At 29.9% G+C, this 19,497-nt stretch carries 22 protein-coding genes; 6 read left to right on the top strand and 16 right to left on the bottom strand.

Annotation, left to right across the window (positions count from 1 at the left end; translation table 11 throughout):
• Positions 1–3,990 carry a relaxase/mobilization nuclease domain-containing protein gene (locus HN014_RS22295; protein ID WP_176031233.1) on the top strand — a complete coding sequence of 1,330 codons (3,990 nt, stop codon included), beginning with the start codon at positions 1–3 and terminating at the stop codon, positions 3,988–3,990.
• A gap of 96 nt (positions 3,991–4,086) precedes the next feature.
• Here the strand turns inward: HN014_RS22295 and HN014_RS22300 are convergent, their stop codons facing one another.
• The 10 genes from HN014_RS22300 to HN014_RS22345 form a co-directional block, all read right to left on the bottom strand.
• Entirely contained in the window at positions 4,087–5,352 is a 1,266-nt protein-coding gene (locus tag HN014_RS22300) for an IS256 family transposase (RefSeq protein ID WP_176031234.1), read from the bottom strand.
• Between the two features lie 102 nt (positions 5,353–5,454).
• Positions 5,455–5,757, bottom strand: a complete 303-nt coding sequence (locus HN014_RS22305) for a hypothetical protein (protein ID WP_176031235.1) — start codon at positions 5,755–5,757, stop codon at positions 5,455–5,457.
• A gap of 20 nt (positions 5,758–5,777) precedes the next feature.
• Positions 5,778–6,179 carry a hypothetical protein gene (locus HN014_RS22310; protein ID WP_176031236.1) on the bottom strand — a complete coding sequence of 134 codons (402 nt, stop codon included), beginning with the start codon at positions 6,177–6,179 and terminating at the stop codon, positions 5,778–5,780.
• A gap of 7 nt (positions 6,180–6,186) precedes the next feature.
• Positions 6,187–6,474, bottom strand: coding sequence for a hypothetical protein (locus HN014_RS22315; protein WP_176031237.1), 288 nt, complete (start codon positions 6,472–6,474; stop codon positions 6,187–6,189).
• A 14-nt stretch (positions 6,475–6,488) separates the two neighbouring features.
• Positions 6,489–6,824, bottom strand: coding sequence for a hypothetical protein (locus tag HN014_RS22320; protein WP_176031238.1), 336 nt, complete (start codon positions 6,822–6,824; stop codon positions 6,489–6,491).
• 5 nt (positions 6,825–6,829) lie between these two features.
• On the bottom strand, positions 6,830–7,171 hold the full coding sequence (locus HN014_RS22325; RefSeq protein ID WP_176031239.1) for a hypothetical protein: 342 nt from the start codon (positions 7,169–7,171) through the stop codon (positions 6,830–6,832).
• A 183-nt stretch (positions 7,172–7,354) separates the two neighbouring features.
• Entirely contained in the window at positions 7,355–7,552 is a 198-nt protein-coding gene (locus HN014_RS22330; RefSeq protein ID WP_176031240.1) for a hypothetical protein, read from the bottom strand.
• Positions 7,553–7,588: 36 nt separating this feature from the next.
• On the bottom strand, positions 7,589–7,768 hold the full coding sequence (locus HN014_RS22335; protein WP_176031241.1) for a hypothetical protein: 180 nt from the start codon (positions 7,766–7,768) through the stop codon (positions 7,589–7,591).
• 70 nt (positions 7,769–7,838) lie between these two features.
• On the bottom strand, positions 7,839–8,036 hold the full coding sequence (locus HN014_RS22340) for a helix-turn-helix domain-containing protein (protein ID WP_254884154.1): 198 nt from the start codon (positions 8,034–8,036) through the stop codon (positions 7,839–7,841).
• A gap of 1 nt (position 8,037) precedes the next feature.
• On the bottom strand, positions 8,038–8,625 hold the full coding sequence (locus HN014_RS22345) for a site-specific integrase (RefSeq protein ID WP_254884153.1): 588 nt from the start codon (positions 8,623–8,625) through the stop codon (positions 8,038–8,040).
• A gap of 541 nt (positions 8,626–9,166) precedes the next feature.
• Here HN014_RS22345 and HN014_RS22350 point away from each other — a divergent pair.
• The 5 genes from HN014_RS22350 to HN014_RS22370 all read left to right on the top strand — a co-directional run bounded on the left by HN014_RS22350 (position 9,167) and on the right by HN014_RS22370 (position 12,987).
• Positions 9,167–9,799 carry a hypothetical protein gene (locus HN014_RS22350; RefSeq protein WP_176031243.1) on the top strand — a complete coding sequence of 211 codons (633 nt, stop codon included), beginning with the start codon at positions 9,167–9,169 and terminating at the stop codon, positions 9,797–9,799.
• Between the two features lie 68 nt (positions 9,800–9,867).
• Entirely contained in the window at positions 9,868–10,242 is a 375-nt protein-coding gene (locus HN014_RS22355) for a hypothetical protein (protein ID WP_176031244.1), read from the top strand.
• A 322-nt stretch (positions 10,243–10,564) separates the two neighbouring features.
• Complete coding sequence (locus HN014_RS22360; protein WP_176031245.1) at positions 10,565–10,972, top strand: hypothetical protein; 408 nt, start codon at positions 10,565–10,567, stop codon at positions 10,970–10,972.
• Positions 10,973–11,037: 65 nt separating this feature from the next.
• A complete protein-coding gene (locus tag HN014_RS22365; protein WP_176031246.1) occupies positions 11,038–11,268 on the top strand; it encodes a hypothetical protein in 231 nt (76 codons plus the stop codon).
• A gap of 1,278 nt (positions 11,269–12,546) precedes the next feature.
• On the top strand, positions 12,547–12,987 hold the full coding sequence (locus HN014_RS22370) for a hypothetical protein (RefSeq protein ID WP_176031247.1): 441 nt from the start codon (positions 12,547–12,549) through the stop codon (positions 12,985–12,987).
• Positions 12,988–13,088: 101 nt separating this feature from the next.
• Here HN014_RS22370 and HN014_RS22375 read toward each other — a convergent pair whose 3' ends face one another.
• The 6 genes from HN014_RS22375 to HN014_RS22400 form a co-directional block, all read right to left on the bottom strand.
• Positions 13,089–13,535 carry a hypothetical protein gene (locus HN014_RS22375; RefSeq protein ID WP_176031248.1) on the bottom strand — a complete coding sequence of 149 codons (447 nt, stop codon included), beginning with the start codon at positions 13,533–13,535 and terminating at the stop codon, positions 13,089–13,091.
• Between the two features lie 153 nt (positions 13,536–13,688).
• A complete protein-coding gene (locus tag HN014_RS22380) occupies positions 13,689–16,319 on the bottom strand; it encodes a TraQ conjugal transfer family protein (protein ID WP_176031249.1) in 2,631 nt (876 codons plus the stop codon).
• 19 nt (positions 16,320–16,338) lie between these two features.
• Positions 16,339–16,887, bottom strand: a complete 549-nt coding sequence (locus HN014_RS22385) for a conjugal transfer protein TraO (protein ID WP_176031250.1) — start codon at positions 16,885–16,887, stop codon at positions 16,339–16,341.
• Between the two features lie 7 nt (positions 16,888–16,894).
• The gene (locus HN014_RS22390) at positions 16,895–17,881 is read right to left on the bottom strand and encodes a DUF4138 domain-containing protein (protein WP_176031251.1); all 987 of its coding nucleotides are present in this window, start codon (positions 17,879–17,881) and stop codon (positions 16,895–16,897) included.
• 10 nt (positions 17,882–17,891) lie between these two features.
• The gene (locus HN014_RS22395) at positions 17,892–18,848 is read right to left on the bottom strand and encodes a hypothetical protein (protein ID WP_176031252.1); all 957 of its coding nucleotides are present in this window, start codon (positions 18,846–18,848) and stop codon (positions 17,892–17,894) included.
• Positions 18,845–19,495: a hypothetical protein gene (locus HN014_RS22400; RefSeq protein WP_176031253.1), complete on the bottom strand. Its 651-nt coding sequence runs from the start codon at positions 19,493–19,495 to the stop codon at positions 18,845–18,847. Before HN014_RS22400 ends, HN014_RS22395 begins: the two co-directional genes overlap by 4 nt.
• Positions 19,496–19,497 lie beyond the last annotated feature (2 nt).

Raw genomic sequence — 19,497 nt, forward strand, 5'->3', positions numbered from 1 at the left:
ATGATAGGACAAATTGGACATACATCATGCATAGAATCTTTGGTGAATTATCATCAAAAAAAGATTAAGGAAGGTGTTGCCCAAATACTTCAGAGTCATAAAGTTCAAACCTATACATCTGGACAAATCAACGCTTCTTTTAGATCCTATTCTTATTTAAACGAAGAGAAAAATCCTTATACTCATATAAGCTTAAATTTTCATCCAAAAGATAATGAAAAATTAAGCGATACTCTTTATCAAAACCTTTCTAAAGAATACCTTGATCACCTAGGATATAACGATCAGCCTTTTTTACTTATAAAGCATACAGATCAAGATCATCCACACGTTCATATTATCACAACAACTATCAAGGATGATGGTAATAAAATACCCAAATTCAATGAGCGTTATAGATCTCAAAATATATCCAGGGAATTGGAATTAAAACATGGTCTTACAATTGTATCAAGTATAAAAGAAGAAAAAGATTATAGTGTTAACATAAGTAACAAATCAGATCTTAAAAATTATTTAAAAAGTTCTATAAAAGAAACACTTTCTTTAAAACCAAAACGTGAAGAAGATTTTATAAATATTCTTAAAAATCAGTACCAAATTGATATGTATAAAACTCCAAAAAAAGGGGTTTCATTTCATATTTTCGAAAAAGAAGGAGGTATAAACGTTCAACAGCATAACGGATTTGGAGTTAAAGGAATGTCGGGATCTTCTATTTATAAAGAATACTCATTGCCTAAAATAAAAGAAAAGCTACAGAACAATTTTAAAACAGCACCTAAACGATATAGAAATTTAAAACTTGCAGAAGAAAAATTAACAAACGAGCTGGAGTTCTTTTCTTCAGTAAAAATTGAAGATTCCAACTTTATTTTAGAATCAAAAGGATTAAAAACGTTTTCTGAAAATAAAAAAACCTATGTTATAGACACCAAAGGTAAAAACCTTTATGCCTCTAGAGATTTAAAAGGTTTTGATTTCACTATTTTCTCAAATGAAACCGTGCTTAATAAAGAAAAGCTCCCTAAGCTTTTTCATACAATTTCTGAAGAAGCGTTTTATACATATAAGCAAGATATTTCTCCTTATTTAAAGGAAAGCATCTTTATAGATAAAATAGCTTTAAAAGATACTTTTCTATCTTATATAGACACATCTGATACCTTTAAGGCTTATGAACCATATATAACAAAAAATCAAATTGAAATATTAGAAAAAAGTGCAGCTGCATATTTCAGTAATAAATACTCTGCTATTGAAGCTATTAAAAAGAGTGAAGAGTTAACTGAAAAAGATTTAAAACAACTAGTTATTTCATTTGCTCGATCTAACAATATTCCTTTTACAAAACTTAACAACCTAATGGAACTTGTTGATATTAAAGAACAATATACTCAGCATAATACTATTAGAAATACCGTTACTTTAATTCAAGCAATTCAACAAGAAATATCACCCCCAAAAGATAGTTCAAAGAAAGCTTACGTTACATCAGGTTCCATATTCCAACATCAAAATTATTTTAATAGAGAAGATCTTTCTCCAGAACAAAAGAAGCATTACGAGAAAGTAGTCTCTGGACCTTATATAAAATCTGTTTTATATTATGTAAAAGCTAACATGATATCTCCTGAAGATTTCATTAAAATGTTTAATAATAGAGGTATTAGAATTCATGTAGAAGTTAATGAAAGAGGAAAGGAAAGTATATCAGCATCAATTGAGAATTTCGAATATAAAATACAGCTGAGAGGTGTTAAAGAATTTATTTTAGAAACATTAAAAAAGACTGATCAAAATGTTGAAAATGATCTAAAAAACATACAATTTAAAAAGGCTCTTGATGATGATTATGGTCCAACTTTACATTATCTATATAAGCAAGGAGGTATATCAAATGAGTTAGCAGCTGCTTACGAAAAAACAACACACTTTAAAGAGGAAACGACAAAAGAAGAGATAAGAAGTTTATTACAAGAAAAATACTATGAATATAGAAAGGAATATTCATCGAACTATGAAAGTGAATTCATTCCTTATTTTGTAAACAATATAGAAGAATTTAAAGAATTCATAGGAAGCAATAAACTTCTAGAAGAAGAATCATACAGTGATCTATTTGATTCTTTTGTAGAAAAAAAATCTAGTAACGAATACCTTCGAGAAACATCAAGGAAAGAAGAAGAAAGACTTATTAATAAAGGAAAACTAGCAAGGAAAACGGGATCTACAGACTTAGCTGGTTTATTAGGAATAAAAGGAGAGGGTGAATATAAGACAGATTTTAACGGTAAATATAGAATTCAACTAAAAGGAGAGTTTTCTCCAGGTTTAAAAAACCTTCAGGAAGCTTCCTATTTCAAATATTACTCTTCTGTTTTTGAGTCCGCATCAAAGCAAATTTTTTATGACCAAGAAGAATATAGAAAAGATCCTACAGGCATTTTGGTCTACAATGAATTTGAAAAATTTATACCAGAAAAACATAAAGATTTATATAAAAACCTCTTTATAAAAAACTACCTGAAACATTATCTTGATGTTATTAAAAACTTTAAAGAGATAGAACCTAATAGCATTTCGTTATATCTAAACATCAAAGGCATTAATATTGAACACGATAAGAAAGAAATTAAACTATCCTTTATAGGGAATGAGATTAAATTTGATTTAAAAGAATTAGAACCATCACTTTATGAAAAACTTAAAAACATTACTTTTTCGTCAACAGAAATTCTTACAAAAGAATCTGTTTATGAACAGGTTCAGTTTAATTTAGCGATTGAAAATGGGAATTATGATAGTGCTGCATATTTATTAAAGCATACAAATGCTAAATTATTATTATCTTCAGAAGACAAAAAAGAGCATCAAGAATTATTAAACAAAGCTATACTGAAGGTTGAAATAAAGACATCTCTTAACGATAGTTATTATTCTCTTTATAAAGAGTCTGGATTTAATTATGAAAGTGATTTTTTAGTAAGTGTATATTCAAATACTGATAAGTTTGTCAACTATTTTAAAAACACTGGAGAGTTTGACACTGAAACTTATAATGATACTTTGCAGGAATATTTAAGAGCTAAACTTAGTATTGATAATTTAAACAATGTAGTTGAAAAAGAAGAAATTCAATTTACTTCAAAAATTGAATTAGCAAATCAAATAGGCGAAAAGGATTTAGCTGCCTTATTTGGTGTAATACAAATTGATGATAACACTGTTAGTGATTATCATGGGAAGTATACTACATCTCATAATATGAATATTACTGAATCAACAAAAAACCTTCAAAAACAACCTTATTTTAAATATTACTCTGGGGTTTTCGAAAGAACTTCTAAAGAAATGTTTAATGGAGAAGAAACGGTTTTAGATCCAAACGGAATACTAGTATATAGAGAATTTGAACACTTAATACCTGAGCAGCACAAGAAAGACTATCTAAATTCTTTTACCTCTAACTATATTAACTATTATGTAAACAAAATGAGTACATACAATTTCACATCTAGTGAAGAAAAAATTAATTATTTAAACTCAAAGGGAATAAGAATTATAAAGTCAGACAAAGAAGGTACCTCTTTAAAAATAGTAAAGTATCCGGAGCATACCACTATTAACCTCGAAAGCTTGAAATTAAATAAGGTTAGTACAGATGAACAAATAGCTTATTTCCGGTCAAACGGATTCCTTAAAGAATCTTCTTTCTATAAACAGATAGAGTTTAATAATGCTATTGAAAACGGTAATTATATGGGAGCAGCTTGGTTGTTAAAGAAAAACGAAGCAAAAAACTTACTGTCTTCTAAGGAACTGGAAGAGCATAAAGAAGCTCTTAACAAAGCTTTGAAAGATATAACTCCAAATACCCTCTACACGGATATACTAGCTATTAGTAAAATAGTATTGGATGATAAATCACAAGGAGGACCAGGGAATAAAAACAACAAAAAGAATAAAAAGAAAAGGAGAAAACTTTAAAATACATCCTATCTATTTTAATCCTTTTTTTTAATCTGGGTTAAATGTGTCAATTACAAAAGTAAATGCGAATAGTTTACAGAAGGGGTCTGTAAATTAAACTCTGTCTGATGGTTCAACTCTCAGGGGGCTAGCCCCCTGAGAGTTGGTTGCTAAATCCAATGGGATACGTTGTCCAAATTTAATATAAAGTTGTTGTACAGTCAAACTCCAGTTGTGTAGTGGAGCTGTCCATTTCTTTTCGATGTTCTTTGTGGCTAGGTAGACCAGTTTCAACAGAGCCATATCACTGGTAAAAGCTCCTTTGGTCTTGGTTACTTTGCGCACCTGGCGGTGGAACCCCTCCACAGCATTGGTGGTGTAGATAATCCTTCTGATGGGTTCTGAATACTTGAAATACTGTGAGAGATGTTCCCAGTTGCGCTCCCAGGATTCGATCACTACGGGATATTTATCTCCCCATTTTTCTGCCAAAATTAAGAGTTCGTCCTCGGCTACCTCTTTGCTGGTGGCGCGGTAGACCTTTTTGAGGTCTTTGATGAATTCCTTCTGATCCTTCGAAGCAATATACTTCAAGGAATTGCGAATCTGGTGGACAATACACAACTGAACCTCTGTCTTTGGAAAAATACTCAAAATGGCTTGGGTAAACCCCTTAAGGTTGTCCGTACAGGCAATTAGGATATCCTCTAAACCACGCTGTTGTAGATCAGTCAATACGGCAAGCCAGAAGTTGGCTCCTTCACTCTCTGAGATATACATGCCTAATACTTCCTTAAAGCCGTCTTTATTGATACCAAGCACATTATAGAGCGCCTTGTGCTGTATCTTACCATCTACCTTTACCTTGTAATGCATCGCATCCAACCATACAATGCAATATAGAGACTCCAAAGGACGACTCTGCCACGCTTTTACATCTGGAATGATTCGTTCGGTGATCTGGCTTAGAACCGTGTGGGAGATCTCCGTATCATACATCTCCTTGATATGGGTAGAGATGTCCCGATAGCTCATACCTAAACCATAGAGACCAATGATCTTCTCCGATAGGTTGTCTGCCAGAATCGTCTGTCGCTTCTTGACTAACTCCGGCTCAAAACTGCTCTGTCGATCCTGGGGGGTATCAATGTCAAAGCTGCCAAAACTACTCTTAAGAGTTTTCTTGCCTCGACCATTGCGCTTGTTTCCCTTTAAACGCTCTTTGGTGTCCAAATGAGCCTCCATCTCCCCTTCAAGAGCCTTCTCGATAACATTCTTTAACATCGGGGAAAAGGCTCCTCCTTCTCCAAATAAATTCTTCCCGGACTTGAATTGATCAAGTACAGTCTTCTCAAATTCTGATAACTCTGTTTTTCTCATTTTTGTTGTCTAAGTTAAATTAATCTATAATTACTCTTAGACAGAGTTCAGTTTACACCCTCTACAGAAGTAGTTCTGAAAAATTATCGTTTTATTGAACTTTTAGTTTTTAATTCCTAATGCATATTTTTCAAAATCAGAAAGACCATCAATATATTTTTCTCTTTTCGATCTGAAATCCAAATCGTAATCTTTTAAGTTTTCCTTAGCCCATTTCTTTTTAATATACATTTTCTCACCTTTGTAATATAAGGCATCCAAATTGTATAATCTTCGTACTAATAATTGAATACCATATTGAGATTTATTTGCAAGCATTTCTCTAGCACATAAATCATCAAAATCACAAGGTTTTGCATATATCAAAGCCGCTATATCATTGCGTAATATGGTTAATTCATTCATCGTTTATTTAGACTTTAGTTTTACAATTTTTCTTCAATAATTATTTTTTCAGAAGTTTTAGAATCAAAATAAAATTTAGCTTTTTCAAATGATTCGAAAGATTTCTCATCAGTCCAATAGATCTTCTCTTCGAATATATTATATGTAAACTGTACAACATAATACTCATTTCTATTAGTACCTTTTTTTTCAGATCGTCTTATTATCTGATAATATTTTGATACACCTTTTTTTGATAATAGATGTACAATATAAACTAACCCTACTGCAATCGGTAGAAAAACTATATAATTAGCAAAAGGAATAGAATCATAAAAAAATAGTAAAAACGCATATGATATAATCATATAGATGGTAATACTACCTATATTGTTTAAATGACTAAAATCTTTTTCTGTAGATTCTTTAATGTTTTCTTTCATCGTTTATTTAGGCTTTAAATAATTCTAATTGATTTGAGTTTTTTAATTTGTTTAATAACCATTCAACACTTTTTTTGTCTGAATATTGATTATCAAATCCTTTTTCTATTTTATTTTCCAACCACTTTATAGCGGTTTGTTTTATCTCTTCTATAGACACCTCTTTTCTAAATTGATCTACAAATCCACTCCAATTAAGACAGATATAAGAACTATATCTTTCCTCCGGGGGATACGATGTTATTTTGAAATAACACCTATTATCTTTTCGTATTTCATAGATCACTTGCCCCATCGTTTTTCTGAACTTTAGTTTTGTAGTTTTCGTTTCTTATCAGCTTCATACCTTTCAGGAAGAGAAATATATATTCGTATTGAAAACAAAAGAGCTTCTAATTTAGTTTCCGAATATTCTTTAGTGTTAAATGGATGTAATAAAGAAAAGTATTCTTTTCTTTTTGAAAGCTTAATTATATTTTTTAGGGTTATGTCTATATCACCAATATTTTCAAAACCTTTTTCCTCAATAAGAACAGTCAATATATCTATAGACTTTAAATCAAAGTAATCAAGCTCATTTTTATGATCGAGATTCAAAAGGTTTTTTGCCCATTTTTTTAGATATTGTTCTCTAGATTCTGTCATATTTACTATCGTTTAATTAGAGTTTTAGTTTGAATATTTGTTATTGCATTTTCTCTTTGCATTCTACTATATAAACTAATTACATCGTCTGCAGTACTTCCACTTCCAGAAGGTTTATATGCTTTGACACATAAAGTTTCAAATTGCACTATAAAGTTGATGAAGTTCCCAACAATAATTCTTCTTGTTGTAAATGGAACTTTAGATAAATCTAATGACTCTTTAATATTATCGTAAAACCGATCAGAAAGTATAGCCAATTTTGCTATTGTTTTAGGGTTCTCTATAGAACCTTCCAATAGATTTTTAACGTAGGCTTTTACTTTAGAATCAATGATTTTTCCCATGGTTTATTTAGACTTTAAGTTTATTGTGACTCCCCTCTTTTTTAAACTTTCTAAAAAATAGGGGACAGACTCTTTCGTTCCTTCAAAATAGATTTCACCTTCTAGATGTTCACATAAATTATGCTCGACCAAACAATTAAAAACTATTTCTTCCAAAGGGTTCAGTTTATTTCTTTCCATCGTTTATTTAGAGTTTATTTTTGAAATTATTCCAATTTCTTTTACTAGCTTGTTTTCGAACGAAGCTACTGCAGCAATCTCAATACTACCTATAATTACCCCATTATCATTTATAGATGTTCCTATGTTTATGTTAGGATCTTTCAGTCCAGTTTTATCTTTCTCTTTTTCTAACAATTCTATAAATTCACTGTATTTCATAATGTATCGGTTTTTTATACTTTCTTGTTATTTATTTTAAACATGGTTAATCATGTCCATATGGAAATTCTCAAGGTTGTTTTTTCCCCAATTAATAGCATCATTTATACAACTTACGCCTTCGAAAAAAATCCTATCTTTTTTAAATTTTTTTTCTTTATTTAGAAAATCTATAAAAACTTTATCATCTTTTTTATTTATATAAATATCATTCATGATTATCTTATCGTTTATTTAGACTTTTTTGAATATGTAAATATACGAATAATATATGTTATAACATATATTATTCGTTAATTATTTTATTGAAATCTTTGAATTTCAATTTTTTACAAAACCCAATAAATTTTGATAATGTAATATCATATTTATTTCTCTCAAGGTCAGAAACATTTCCTTGTGCAATCCCTACTTTTTCAGCAAATTGTTTTTGTGTTAGTCCTACTTCTTTTCGAAGTCGTTTTATATATTTTCCAGATCCCATATTACCACATGCGTTTTGCAATTTCTCTTTCTTCCCTTCCAATAACATTAGTATAAATGGACGTTGTTTTCAAATCAGAGTGCCCCATCCATTTCTGAAGCCTACTTTCGGGTACACCATTTACAATTGCATTTACTCCGAAAGCGTGACGTAACCCTTTGGGCATTCTATGTTTCCCTTCAGGAATACCTGCATCGATCATTACTTTTTTAATGATCTCGTATGAATGCTGCCGAGTCCAAGTCCAAAGAGGTTTTATAGCTTTCAATCCTCTACTTTTTTTAATCTTTATCAGATCATAAACAAGTACCAATGGATCTATCAATTCATTTGGAACAGGTACCGTTCTATAAACATCATTCTTTCTTTTTTTCAGGGATCTTAATAGTATCTGTTTTTGATCGAGGTCTATTCTACTTGGAGTAATCTCTAAAGCTTCGGAAATTCGACAACCTGTATATGCTAAAGTAAGGGCAAATGTCATTACTTTGTTGGGTTGTTCTTTTGCACAATCAATGAATAATTTCCGTTCCTCCGGAGTAAGGTATAAACGATCCCCATTCGTATCATATAGGCGCATTTCATTCATAGCCCTAAAATACAAAAATCTGACATTATTACTATGTAATGTCAGATAAAAGATTGAGCAAGGGTCAAACAAGCAAAATACCCGGTAGATATCAGCTGTCTGCAGAAACAAAAAATCTGACATTATTACTAATAGTGTCAAATCAGTTCATTTAAATGTCTTTTGGTAAACTATTAAATTGATATGAGATATTGAACTTTATTAGACAATCAAAAGCTTTTTTTTCGATTGTACATATAAACGTCCAATTAAATGAACTCCTTTAATTTTAAAATTTATATTCTAGGTCCAATCACTCAGGACATTTTTATTTGTTCAAGGGTGTTTACAACACCACTCACAAATAAATAGGTATCAATCAATATTGGAGCAAAGTTCAGCCCGTAAAATATTACGTTGACAAGCTCCAAAACAAAAAATGGCATTAACCCCACTTCTCTACGGTCAGGAGGTCCCATCCAATTTTTTCTTTCTCCCCTTGCACGAAATTTTACTATCACTGGAGATCCGCGCAAATATTGTTTAATCTAAAATTATAATTATGGAAAAATCAAATTTTGCAGCCTTTCAATTAGAGAAAGAAACAGATCGCCAAATTAATTTATACACTAAAAATGCTACTAATATTCATTCATTCTTTAGAGAAAATTGTAACTGCGTTGTATATACCTTCGAACGTCAAAATAAAAATAAAAAAGATATTCTGGCTTTAGGGTTTAAAGGACGATCAAACAAAAAGTCTTTTTTTGTAAGATTTGAAAATGTTGAACGTAGAAAAAAGTATATAGAAGATTTTTTTGATGGTGTACTTCAACGTTATCAAAGTGATCTTCAAAGAAAGAAAAAGGCAAAAGAACTTAAAACTAAAATGGCTGATTCTATAAAGGTAGGTACTATTTGTCAGGGATCATGGGGATATGAACAAACCAATCGAGAGTTTTATCAAGTGGTTGCTAAACCTTCTAAATTTAAGGTTGTTATTAGAGCTATTAGTGATGAAATAGTCCCTAACTCTCATGGACATGATAGCTGTTATGTAAAACCAATTAGAGATGACTTCTCAGGTGAAGAAGAAACCAAATTAATAACCCAATACGGAATTAAAATACATCGAAGTTGTACTGTTCATCCTTGTGATGAGAATGGAAAGTATTACAGAAGTTGGGGTTATTAATTAAAAACTTAGGCTTTTTCTCCTGAGCCTTCAATCAGGAGTTTTTATTAATCAAATTATAGTCAATTATGAAAGCGTTTAAAATTAATGGATATTTCAAACATGATAAATCCGAGTTTGAAAATTACATTGTTTGCGAGCAAGATTCTGTTCCTGAAGGTTTAATAGAAGAAGATATATTTTACTTTGGATTAAATGAAACTTCTATTAAAGAAATAATGTCTAATCCTGAAGAAAAAAATAATATGGATTTTATTATTACATCATATGAAATATACAAATACAAATATGTATGTAAATATTGTGGTTCCGATGATATTAAACACGATTCTCTTGCCGTATGGAACGAAGATATTCAAAAGTTTGAACTATCAACAATCTTTGATGCTGAGTTTTGCGAACAATGCGAAGGAGAAACGAAAACGAAAATACAATACTTATAAAAATAAGAGCTTCGGCTCTTATTTATGATTGAAAGTATAAATAAAGGTATGCATTTCGCGTACCTTTTTTACTTCCCTTTTCAAAGTTCAATATCCCATACCAAATAATAAAAATCCTCTTTTTTTCCTTTTGTTCATTCCTCCGGACACGTATTCTTCCAATTAAATGAACTTTTATTAAGTACTACCACCTCTATTTTTCCACAGGCAAAAGTACGTCCTCAGAACCACACACCATTTCGACAAGCTCATGGCTTTGCGAACCTTTCGGGCGTATAAGAGCATTGAGAAAAATAAATGTTTAATTGAAAATTTATAAAAAATGAAAACAATTCAAGTTAATGAACACTCAAATCTAATAGTAGGTAATGATATTAATAAAATAATAGACTATTGTATTCCTAGAATTAGAAAAATTAGCCAAGAGTATTATAGAAAAGAGATAAAAAACGATCTAGAAAAAAACGCTGAAAGCTGGATTGATATTCATGCGGGAATGGGTATGAGTAGTCATATTTTGTTAAGAGAAAATTTTTCAATAAAGCTTTTTCATATTCCTACAGAAAAACAATTAAAAAGACACCCTATTGTCGCCTATAAAGATAAGAATGGAGAGTTCACCAAAATTGGTCAGATAACTAAAAGATATGAGAATAAAGGTATTAAGCTTTATAACATATTTGGATCAATGGGATCTTTTATCAATGACGAATTAAGATTATTGAAATAATAAAAAAAGGCTTTCCCTCCTGAGCCTTCAATCAGGAGTTTTTTAACTTTTAAATCTAGAATATTATGGAAATAACAAAGAAATTAATTATAAATAAAAAATATATTATACCAAGTGGTTTAGGTGGAATATTTCAAATAAGATACCTAGGAAAGACTGATAATGGGAAATATAAATTTGAAAATGTTCAACCTCATTGGGATGGTTATGGTTCAATTTATACTTTTTCAGAAAATCAAGTAAATGAATCTGTAAAAGATACTCATTCAAATAGAACTAACATTTTATACAATTAGAGCTTCGGCTCTTTTTTTGATTGAAAGTATAATTAAACGTACGCATTTCGTATACCTTTTTTACTACCCTTTTCAAAGTTCAATACACCATACCAAATAATAAAATTACTCTTTTTTTCCTTTTGTTTGATATCTGGTACTTAGAACTATCCAATTAAATCAACTTCTAAAATTATCATTTTGCCCTGGTATCGAACCCAGTCAAAATGAATTTTTTTCATAAAAGAAACAAAATAGTAAGGGGCACTCTTCATTATCTATTTCTCTAACCTTTTTCACTATTAGTTAGAAATATTGTTAAAAAGGTTCGTTAACTTTTGCTAATACTATGCAACAATAATTTTAATTTTACAAATGGTGAAATCAGGAATTGATTTGTAAATTTGTTACTGAAATTAGGTTTGACTATTCAGTACCTTTTATAATCAAAAAACCTTTGTAACCAATACTCATTTCAATTATAAAGAAATTGAAGATTATAAAAGGAGCTTATCTGCTCAAAAGGTAGTAGGCATAAAAAAAAGCTGATTGTCCGCCAAGAAATCAGCTTTTGGTAAGTTTCTATGTTCAACCTAAGAACGTGCTACCACCAAAACGAAATGACCTTGGAAACTTTAATTTCGTTAGCTAGTTTAATCCTAGCGGCTATAGGTATTGTCATTAAATGGCTGTCTTATAGAAAAAAATAATATTTTATTTTTTAACCACCCTACGGGGTGGTCTTTTTTTTATACTACAAAAGTAATAAAAATTATCACCTTTTTGTTTAAAATAAATAATTTTTAACGATTCTTTATTTCATTTTCACCCCTCTTAGAGAGGATTCATAGACTTTTAATAACAACCCAACTACTAATTTATTAAAGCTTAAAAGTATAAATAAAAGTTTGTTTTTTTACACTTAGTATACTCTCCCTTTCTAAAAGCTTCAAGTGCTTCCCAGATAATCATTCCATAAAAAATACTTTTATTCTTATAAGCAAAGTAATTGTCAAAGGGAATGTTATGTTAAGGAAATATTCCTTTTTTTTGGAAAAAATCCTATTCTAAATAAGAAAAGGCATGAAATTTGCCCTATATTAATACAAAACAAAGAATCAAATTATTATTAACTAAATAGTATACATTATGAAAAACAAGCGGCATCAAAAAAAAAGCAATAATTGGCTTATAGCATTTTTACTTCTCCTGATTTTGTGGGATTAAGATTACACTTAGTAGTTAACAAAAATGATTACATTTATAAACTAAAATAAACTAATTAAATATAACACAATCATGAAAAACTTATTAATGATACTTAGTATCACTACTTTAATATTGACAGGCTGCTCTAATGATGATGATAATTCTGTAGATGGAGCTTTTTTGCAAACGTCAACGTCTAAATTAACACAAGAAGAACAAGATCCTGTTACATTTGTTAAAACCATAACAAATCAAGTAACTATTAAAGTAACTAGACAAAATAATTATACTGGAGTAATCAGCGCAAAAATCAAGTACGTTGGAGGATCTGATAATACGGTTTATACTGATCTTGAGGGTGCGGAAATTGATTTATCTGAATTTTCATCTTTAAAAAATGATGAAATAACTTTCTTAGTTACATTTACAGGTATTAATAAACCTCAATATATACATTTTGATTTAAGCGCAGAAGACTCTGAATTTGTATGGAATAAAAATGTAAGTTTTAATAATAGACTACAAAACTAATGAGTTGTTAGTTCACAATTAGTAAAATATTTTCTTCAAAAAAAATGCTGGTAATTTTACCAGCATTTTTGTATTTAAAGATAGCATTAAAAGATTTACTTTCATTCTGTTAATGTTTTAAAAGACAGCTCGGCTGCAGAACAATTTGGCTTTATGCTAGAACTATTTTTACAACCAGTCATAATAATTTCAAATTTATGTAATTGACCTTCAAAAGCAGGGTCTTCATTCACTTTAGGAATATATATAAACTTAATTTCTGAAGTGGTGTCTATTTCAATATTATCACCATTATTCACCACTTTACCTTTATAAGTTAGATCTCCTTTAGATGAAAAAAAAGAAACTTTAGCAGGCTCAATATTTGAAACGTTTACATCTATCGTTGCAATTATTTCTACTTGATCACCATAATTTATATTATCTATACTTGGAGATTTAATAGAAACTGAAACTATTTTTTCTTCAGGAAAAAAAGGACTAGGATCACCTTCATCGCAAGAAAGAAACAATATTATTAATACAGGTATATAAAATAATTTTTTCATAATTGTATAGTTGTTTTTCCTAATAGAAAAGCCTAATGATTTTCACTAGTTTTAGATTATTAAATAATAAATTTAACATTTTTATTCTTAATAACTGATTATTTAATAATCTAAAATGTTGATAGTCTACTTTTTCATTCTTTTCCCAAGATATCATGGGTCTACTATTACTGTTTTTGGAGCTGAAAGTTGCCCCTGATTTATAGCCCTTACAATATAGGTAATAGGAGGTGAATTTGAATCATTAACACAAGATACAGGGTTATTAAAAATACTACATATTCTTTCTAATCTCTTTTGTGTATTTCCAAAGTTTTGTTCAAAAAGAAAATTATCATTAGAATCATAAACTCTTAATTTAGAAAATCCTCCTCCTGATCCAGAATCTACTATACCTACCCTTATTTCATAATGATAAAAATAAGTTTTTCTTCCTGTTCTCGGATCTTCAGTAGTGTAACTATAAGTTCCTCCAGAAGCGCTAAACTCTCCTAAAGCATTTTTTATACTCACTTTTTTTGAAATTTCTTTTCTTTGCCCGAAATCATCTTCTACTACAAATTTAATATCTAAGTCTTCATCAGAGGAAGGGTCAAATGTAAATGTAGTAGTACCAGAAGGTAGGGGGAAATTAGAACCAACATTAGCCCCATTATATTTTAAAGTACCATTTCCAGAATTCAAAGTATAACTTACCAATCTATAATTTTGAATATCAGCACTAGCATTAACACTTAGTGTAAGATCAACTGTTTGATCATCGTATATAACCTCATTAGAAGCCGTAATACCTAGAGAATATGGTAAATCAGAAATATTAACCTTTGTTTTATAAGTATCATCATAACCTAAATTATTTATATATGTCCAAGTTATTGTATATGTTTTAGACTGTGAATAATCAAGGTAAAGAGCAGTGTTTCCTTGCGGTAAAGTGTAAGGCGATGGAAGCTGACTAGTATTACTTTGTCTTTTTATTTTACCGTTAGAATCATCTACAGTGTAAAATAATTTAGCATCTACATTTGTATTCGATGCCGTATAATTAAATTGAAAATCAGCCCTATTACCAGCTACAATATTTACATTTTCAGGAATACCTATAGAATAAGAAAAAGTATTTATTACTAAATCAACATCTGATTTTTCTGTTTTACCATTTGATGCTGTAACAACAAATTCTAAATTACTATTACCCCCTGTAGTTGCTTTAAAGCATCCTGTAAAATTACCAGGTCTTACTACTATAGGTGTATTTGTTGTGTATGATGTACCGTTATAAATAAACACTCCTGAAACATCAGCAGTCCAAATCATAGTATATGTTAGACTCTCTAAACCTTCAATTCTAAGGTTTTGATTTGTACATTCATTTACAAATGCTGTACTCGATGTCGATGCAGCTGTAAAAGTAAAATTAGTATTTATAAATGTTATTTTCTTTTCTATCTGAATAGGATTGTCATTTTTATCTTTTAGGATATATTGAATTGTATGTAACCCTTCTGAGTTCCCTGTATATTGAAGAGCGAAGGTTAAGTTAGTGATATTAGAAATTACCTGTCCTGGTGAATAAGTTGTCCCATTATATTTTAACGTACTTGAACCAGTTGTACTATAAACCAAAGAGTAAGGTGCACCGGATGGTCCATTCTCTGTAATTATAGAATTAAACGTAACTGTATTTCCAACCTCTATTTCCGTTGAAGTAGGAATGGCATCAAACAAAAATGAACCATCAACAACATTTACCGTAATTAAAACAGACGATTCATTTCCTCCTTGATCCCTTACAAAGAAACGAACTTTAGAGGTTTGTTCACTAGAAGAAGATCCTTTCCAAGAATAATTACCTGGTACAACATTATAAAGAGTTCCTGCACTTAAAATAGATCCATTATTTGTAATTTGTACATCTCCTTCCTCCACAACAAATCTTGCTTTATAAGTTCCTCCATTTCCTTGATCTTCATTTAGAATAAAATTATAATCATAACTTTGATCTACAAATACTGTAGTGGGATCTGCTGCCCCAGTAAATGAAAAATTAATATTTTTAACATCAAACACCAGGGTATCATTTTTTACTTGACCATTACTATCTTTTGTTGATACAACAAATTTAGATTCTCCAAATTCACTAAACTTTAAATTATAATTAAATGTTCCTTGTTCAATTTCTTCAAAGGAATCTTGTGGAATTTCTTCTGATTCATCAGCATTCATAATTTCACCTTCCCCTTGAATAATGTAAAATGCTCGTTTATAAGTAACATTTTTATCTTCACCGGTATTAAACAAACTAATAGATATTGGGCGGGATTCGTTTACATTTATATTATTAACTCCAGTTGATGCTTCGAGCGTATATTCATTGTGTTCAACCTTATAGCTAATATCTATAACTTTTTCTACTGAAGATAATTTATAGGTTTCTCTTACCTTATCAGTATTTATTTCACTACTTAAATAATAGAAATCATTATCTAATGATTCCAGTTCTATGAATTCATTTTCAGGAATGGCTTCACCATCTATGTTTTGATATTTTCCTTCACCACTTAAAACTTCATATTTAAACAAATATTTATTTGAAGAAACAAGTCTATCTGGTATAATTTTAGAATCTGTTTTTTTAGCATAATTTATTATAATGGTATCATTAAGAATTCTTTCAACTGTAAAGTCAAATTCGTCATGAACTTCTATATCATCTTTTGTACACGCAAACAGTAACATTAATACTACAAGCGTACTCCCTAATATTTTTATTGTATTTTTCATAATCTTGTTTTGTGTTTTTTTAAAGAAAGATTCTTAATCCACCCCCCGCATATATTGTAAAATCTCCTATATCTGAATTAATATGGTAGTATTCATTTGCTTTAATTATTAAAGAAACATTACCACTAATAAACATTTCGAACTCGCCCCCTATAAATGGACCATAAATAAAGCCTCCTTCAGAGTCTATTAAAGCTCCGTTATCCAATTCTTTTTTTCCATCATTAATTCTTTCAATTCCAGCGACTATACCACCACCTATATTAAAATTAAACTTATCAAACCTGTCAAGAGGAAAATTAAAGAAATAACCCAAATTGGCTGTAATTAAATTATAAGGTAACTTATAATCTTTTTTTTCAATATCAGAAGAAGAATACAAGACTGATAATTGAAAATAATTATTTAGTCGTGATTGCGACATATATAAATTGTATGAAGCGCTCACACCAAAGCCGTTTTCTGCATACCCCCCGGTAAAATCAATAGCATGTAAACTATCGTCCCTCAATTGAGCTGATGCCAAAACGCCGTAAAAAAGCATCAAATAAATAAGTGTTTTTTTCATTTCTTAATTAATTATAGTTAATAGGTTCATTTACTCTGTTGTAAAAAATAGGAATAAAGACATCCATAGCACCATTTCTTTCATCTATATCAAAATATACAGCCTTGTCTTTTCCAATTGTGAATTTAGATACTACGATAGTAAAATTTATGTCAGAATCAGGGTTAACTCTTTTTAACAGGTTATATTCTAATTCTGGTTTATAGGGTAATGGCTGGTATAATCTTTGTCCATCGGTATCCCCTGTTTTAAGTTTCCTTGCAAGCTTAGTAGAAGCTCTAAACATTTTTGTTTTAATAATATCATAAGGTTGTGTTCCGTTATTTTTTAAATTAAAAACGAAATACAACTCATCTTTATTAGTATAAATACCTTTAATTGTTAATTCAATCTGTTGTGATACAGCAGTACTTTTAAACCTAGAGTACTGAAGAGATGTTTCTGTCAATTCCTCTGAAATAGCTTTTAAATACTCTTTCTTGTTTGATAAATAAAGACTGTTGTCGGGACCTTTATAAAATTCTTTTTCATTTACTCCCTTTGATTTATCAGAATGATGAATATACCTGTTTTCCGCTTTTTTAACCCCTACTATTTGGGGATTACTGTTATTTGTAGGGGAACTAATCACAGATCCATTTACATTTGTTATCGCTGCGGATATAGGAATAACACGAGTGGTTTTCTTTGGTTTTTTGGTATTAATCATAGTTAAATCATAGATGTTCCCATCTATTGTTTCAACTTGTAAGTTTGTTTCATCTGTATAATCTTCTGCCTGATCATCATCATATTGAACACGTATGATTTTTCTACTGTCTCCTTGTTTAGGTTCTAAAACAGCAAAAATACCATTCCCTGGTTCTTTGTTTTTTACTTCTGAAGCAAAAATTACTTGGGTATTCTTGTTCGGAGAAACTTCTATTTTCTCCACTTTTGTTTGAGCTTTTAGCAAGCAAAAACTAAACAAAAACATAATTAAACTGATTTTCATACTTTTCTTTTTAATAATTTCTTAAAACCATTTCATAATCGTTGTCAAGAGGAACTTTTGTTAATTTATCTCTTCTATTAGAATTAATAACAGTGGTAATAGCTCTAGCTATTTGTGATTTAGTTAGTTTAGCAGCTTCTTCAAGACCTCCTTTTTGGAGCTCTCCTTTTAATTCCTGTTCTAATATTCCAGCTCTAGGAAGTAATAACCCTTCACTATCTAAACCAGGATCATATGCTTTTAAATTCACCGTTTGCCCTACTAGTTTTTCTACTACCATAAAAACCCTGTTATTTTTAACGCCTTTTACAATTCCCTTCATTTCAAACCCAGCATCATAATATTTTCCTTTGTATGTAAAAGGAGTAACCAATGTTAACTCTACCACATCATTAGGAAGTACTAAATGAGGTCTGTATACATATGCTCTTATCTCAATTTTTTCTTCACCATTGTTTTTAGAGGTTTTTGAAGACCTTCTTTCCTCACGAAGCTTCCTTTTTTCTTCTATTCGCAATAATCTTTCTTCTTCCGGTGTAAGCGCTTTTTCTAAACCCAAATTTGTTTCTGAAGAAGGGGTGTCAAGTTCCCACATATCATCATTCTTGTACGGATTAGAATTTTTTTTCGTTTTTTTTGTTTCCCCTAAATTGTCTAGCTTATTAAGTTCGTCTTCTAATTTCTTATGTTCTTTTTTCTTCTCAAATGGATTGTTTTCTTTTTCTTCAATTGCTTCTCTTTCTGAAAATATTGCAGAAACTTTCTTTTGAACAGTATCCAGCTTTACATTGAAATCTACATTGTCGCTATTAACAACCGGAATGGCTTCATTTTTAAAATTTTTATCCTCCGGAGCAAACAACCAACTCACCAACACAAAACCACCAACAAATAACCCAAGAATGATTAGCATTTTTTGAGTTTTTATTTTTTTTAGACCTTCTATGATTGACTTATCATGATTCATAACTCATTATATTTAAGGGTTTTTATCTTTTTAAATTCTTCAACAACATAATCCTCTATATACCAACCTTTATAATTACTATCAGTTTCTTTGTTGAGTCTTACGGTACCAGAAGCAACTAAACTTTTTATTATATAGTCATTGTTTCTTTTTACTTTAAGCTTTCCATTTACTTTAAACTTATATGGTTTAGAAGTAAAATCTATCTCTATATCTTCAGGGTTAATTATTGTTAATATAGAATACCCTCCAGCAATATTGGTTTCATAATATCCATCCTTCTCTAAAAATCTATGTAATACTTTAATAGACTTTCCTCCCATTTTTTCTGCTTGCTTATAATTCTTTTCAATATATTCCATATAGGGCTCTGAACTCCAAAACAGATTGTGGAACAATATTAAATGTCCAATAATTGAAGCCTGTTTTGGGTCTTCAAAATTTTCTACCAGATTTGCTTGTATAATTGAATAGTTATCCCAAACATACACCTGTTTTTTCATCTCTTTTAAGTTCTCACTTAGAGATTTATTGTTTAAAAAAACAGCCCCAATTGCTATTACCACAATGGCTATGCCAGAAACAATCATCGACACCATTGCAAATTTTTCCTTTGTACTTACGTTATTTAAAATTTTAATTTCCATAC

The sequence above is a fragment of the Aquimarina sp. TRL1 genome (genome assembly GCF_013365535.1).
Classification (GTDB): Bacteria; Bacteroidota; Bacteroidia; order Flavobacteriales; family Flavobacteriaceae; genus Aquimarina; species Aquimarina hainanensis.

Coding starts and splice junctions, on each gene's coding strand:
- HN014_RS22295 (WP_176031233.1), top strand. CDS start 1: ATGATAGGACAAATTGGACATACATCATGCATAGAATCTTTGGTGAAT.
- HN014_RS22300 (WP_176031234.1), bottom strand. CDS start 5,352: ATGAGAAAAACAGAGTTATCAGAATTTGAGAAGACTGTACTTGATCAA.
- HN014_RS22305 (WP_176031235.1), bottom strand. CDS start 5,757: ATGAATGAATTAACCATATTACGCAATGATATAGCGGCTTTGATATAT.
- HN014_RS22310 (WP_176031236.1), bottom strand. CDS start 6,179: ATGAAAGAAAACATTAAAGAATCTACAGAAAAAGATTTTAGTCATTTA.
- HN014_RS22315 (WP_176031237.1), bottom strand. CDS start 6,474: ATGGGGCAAGTGATCTATGAAATACGAAAAGATAATAGGTGTTATTTC.
- HN014_RS22320 (WP_176031238.1), bottom strand. CDS start 6,824: ATGACAGAATCTAGAGAACAATATCTAAAAAAATGGGCAAAAAACCTT.
- HN014_RS22325 (WP_176031239.1), bottom strand. CDS start 7,171: ATGGGAAAAATCATTGATTCTAAAGTAAAAGCCTACGTTAAAAATCTA.
- HN014_RS22330 (WP_176031240.1), bottom strand. CDS start 7,552: ATGAAATACAGTGAATTTATAGAATTGTTAGAAAAAGAGAAAGATAAA.
- HN014_RS22335 (WP_176031241.1), bottom strand. CDS start 7,768: ATGAATGATATTTATATAAATAAAAAAGATGATAAAGTTTTTATAGAT.
- HN014_RS22340 (WP_254884154.1), bottom strand. CDS start 8,036: ATGGGATCTGGAAAATATATAAAACGACTTCGAAAAGAAGTAGGACTA.
- HN014_RS22345 (WP_254884153.1), bottom strand. CDS start 8,625: ATGAATGAAATGCGCCTATATGATACGAATGGGGATCGTTTATACCTT.
- HN014_RS22350 (WP_176031243.1), top strand. CDS start 9,167: ATGGAAAAATCAAATTTTGCAGCCTTTCAATTAGAGAAAGAAACAGAT.
- HN014_RS22355 (WP_176031244.1), top strand. CDS start 9,868: ATGAAAGCGTTTAAAATTAATGGATATTTCAAACATGATAAATCCGAG.
- HN014_RS22360 (WP_176031245.1), top strand. CDS start 10,565: ATGAAAACAATTCAAGTTAATGAACACTCAAATCTAATAGTAGGTAAT.
- HN014_RS22365 (WP_176031246.1), top strand. CDS start 11,038: ATGGAAATAACAAAGAAATTAATTATAAATAAAAAATATATTATACCA.
- HN014_RS22370 (WP_176031247.1), top strand. CDS start 12,547: ATGAAAAACTTATTAATGATACTTAGTATCACTACTTTAATATTGACA.
- HN014_RS22375 (WP_176031248.1), bottom strand. CDS start 13,535: ATGAAAAAATTATTTTATATACCTGTATTAATAATATTGTTTCTTTCT.
- HN014_RS22380 (WP_176031249.1), bottom strand. CDS start 16,319: ATGAAAAATACAATAAAAATATTAGGGAGTACGCTTGTAGTATTAATG.
- HN014_RS22385 (WP_176031250.1), bottom strand. CDS start 16,887: ATGAAAAAAACACTTATTTATTTGATGCTTTTTTACGGCGTTTTGGCA.
- HN014_RS22390 (WP_176031251.1), bottom strand. CDS start 17,881: ATGAAAATCAGTTTAATTATGTTTTTGTTTAGTTTTTGCTTGCTAAAA.
- HN014_RS22395 (WP_176031252.1), bottom strand. CDS start 18,848: ATGAATCATGATAAGTCAATCATAGAAGGTCTAAAAAAAATAAAAACT.
- HN014_RS22400 (WP_176031253.1), bottom strand. CDS start 19,495: ATGGAAATTAAAATTTTAAATAACGTAAGTACAAAGGAAAAATTTGCA.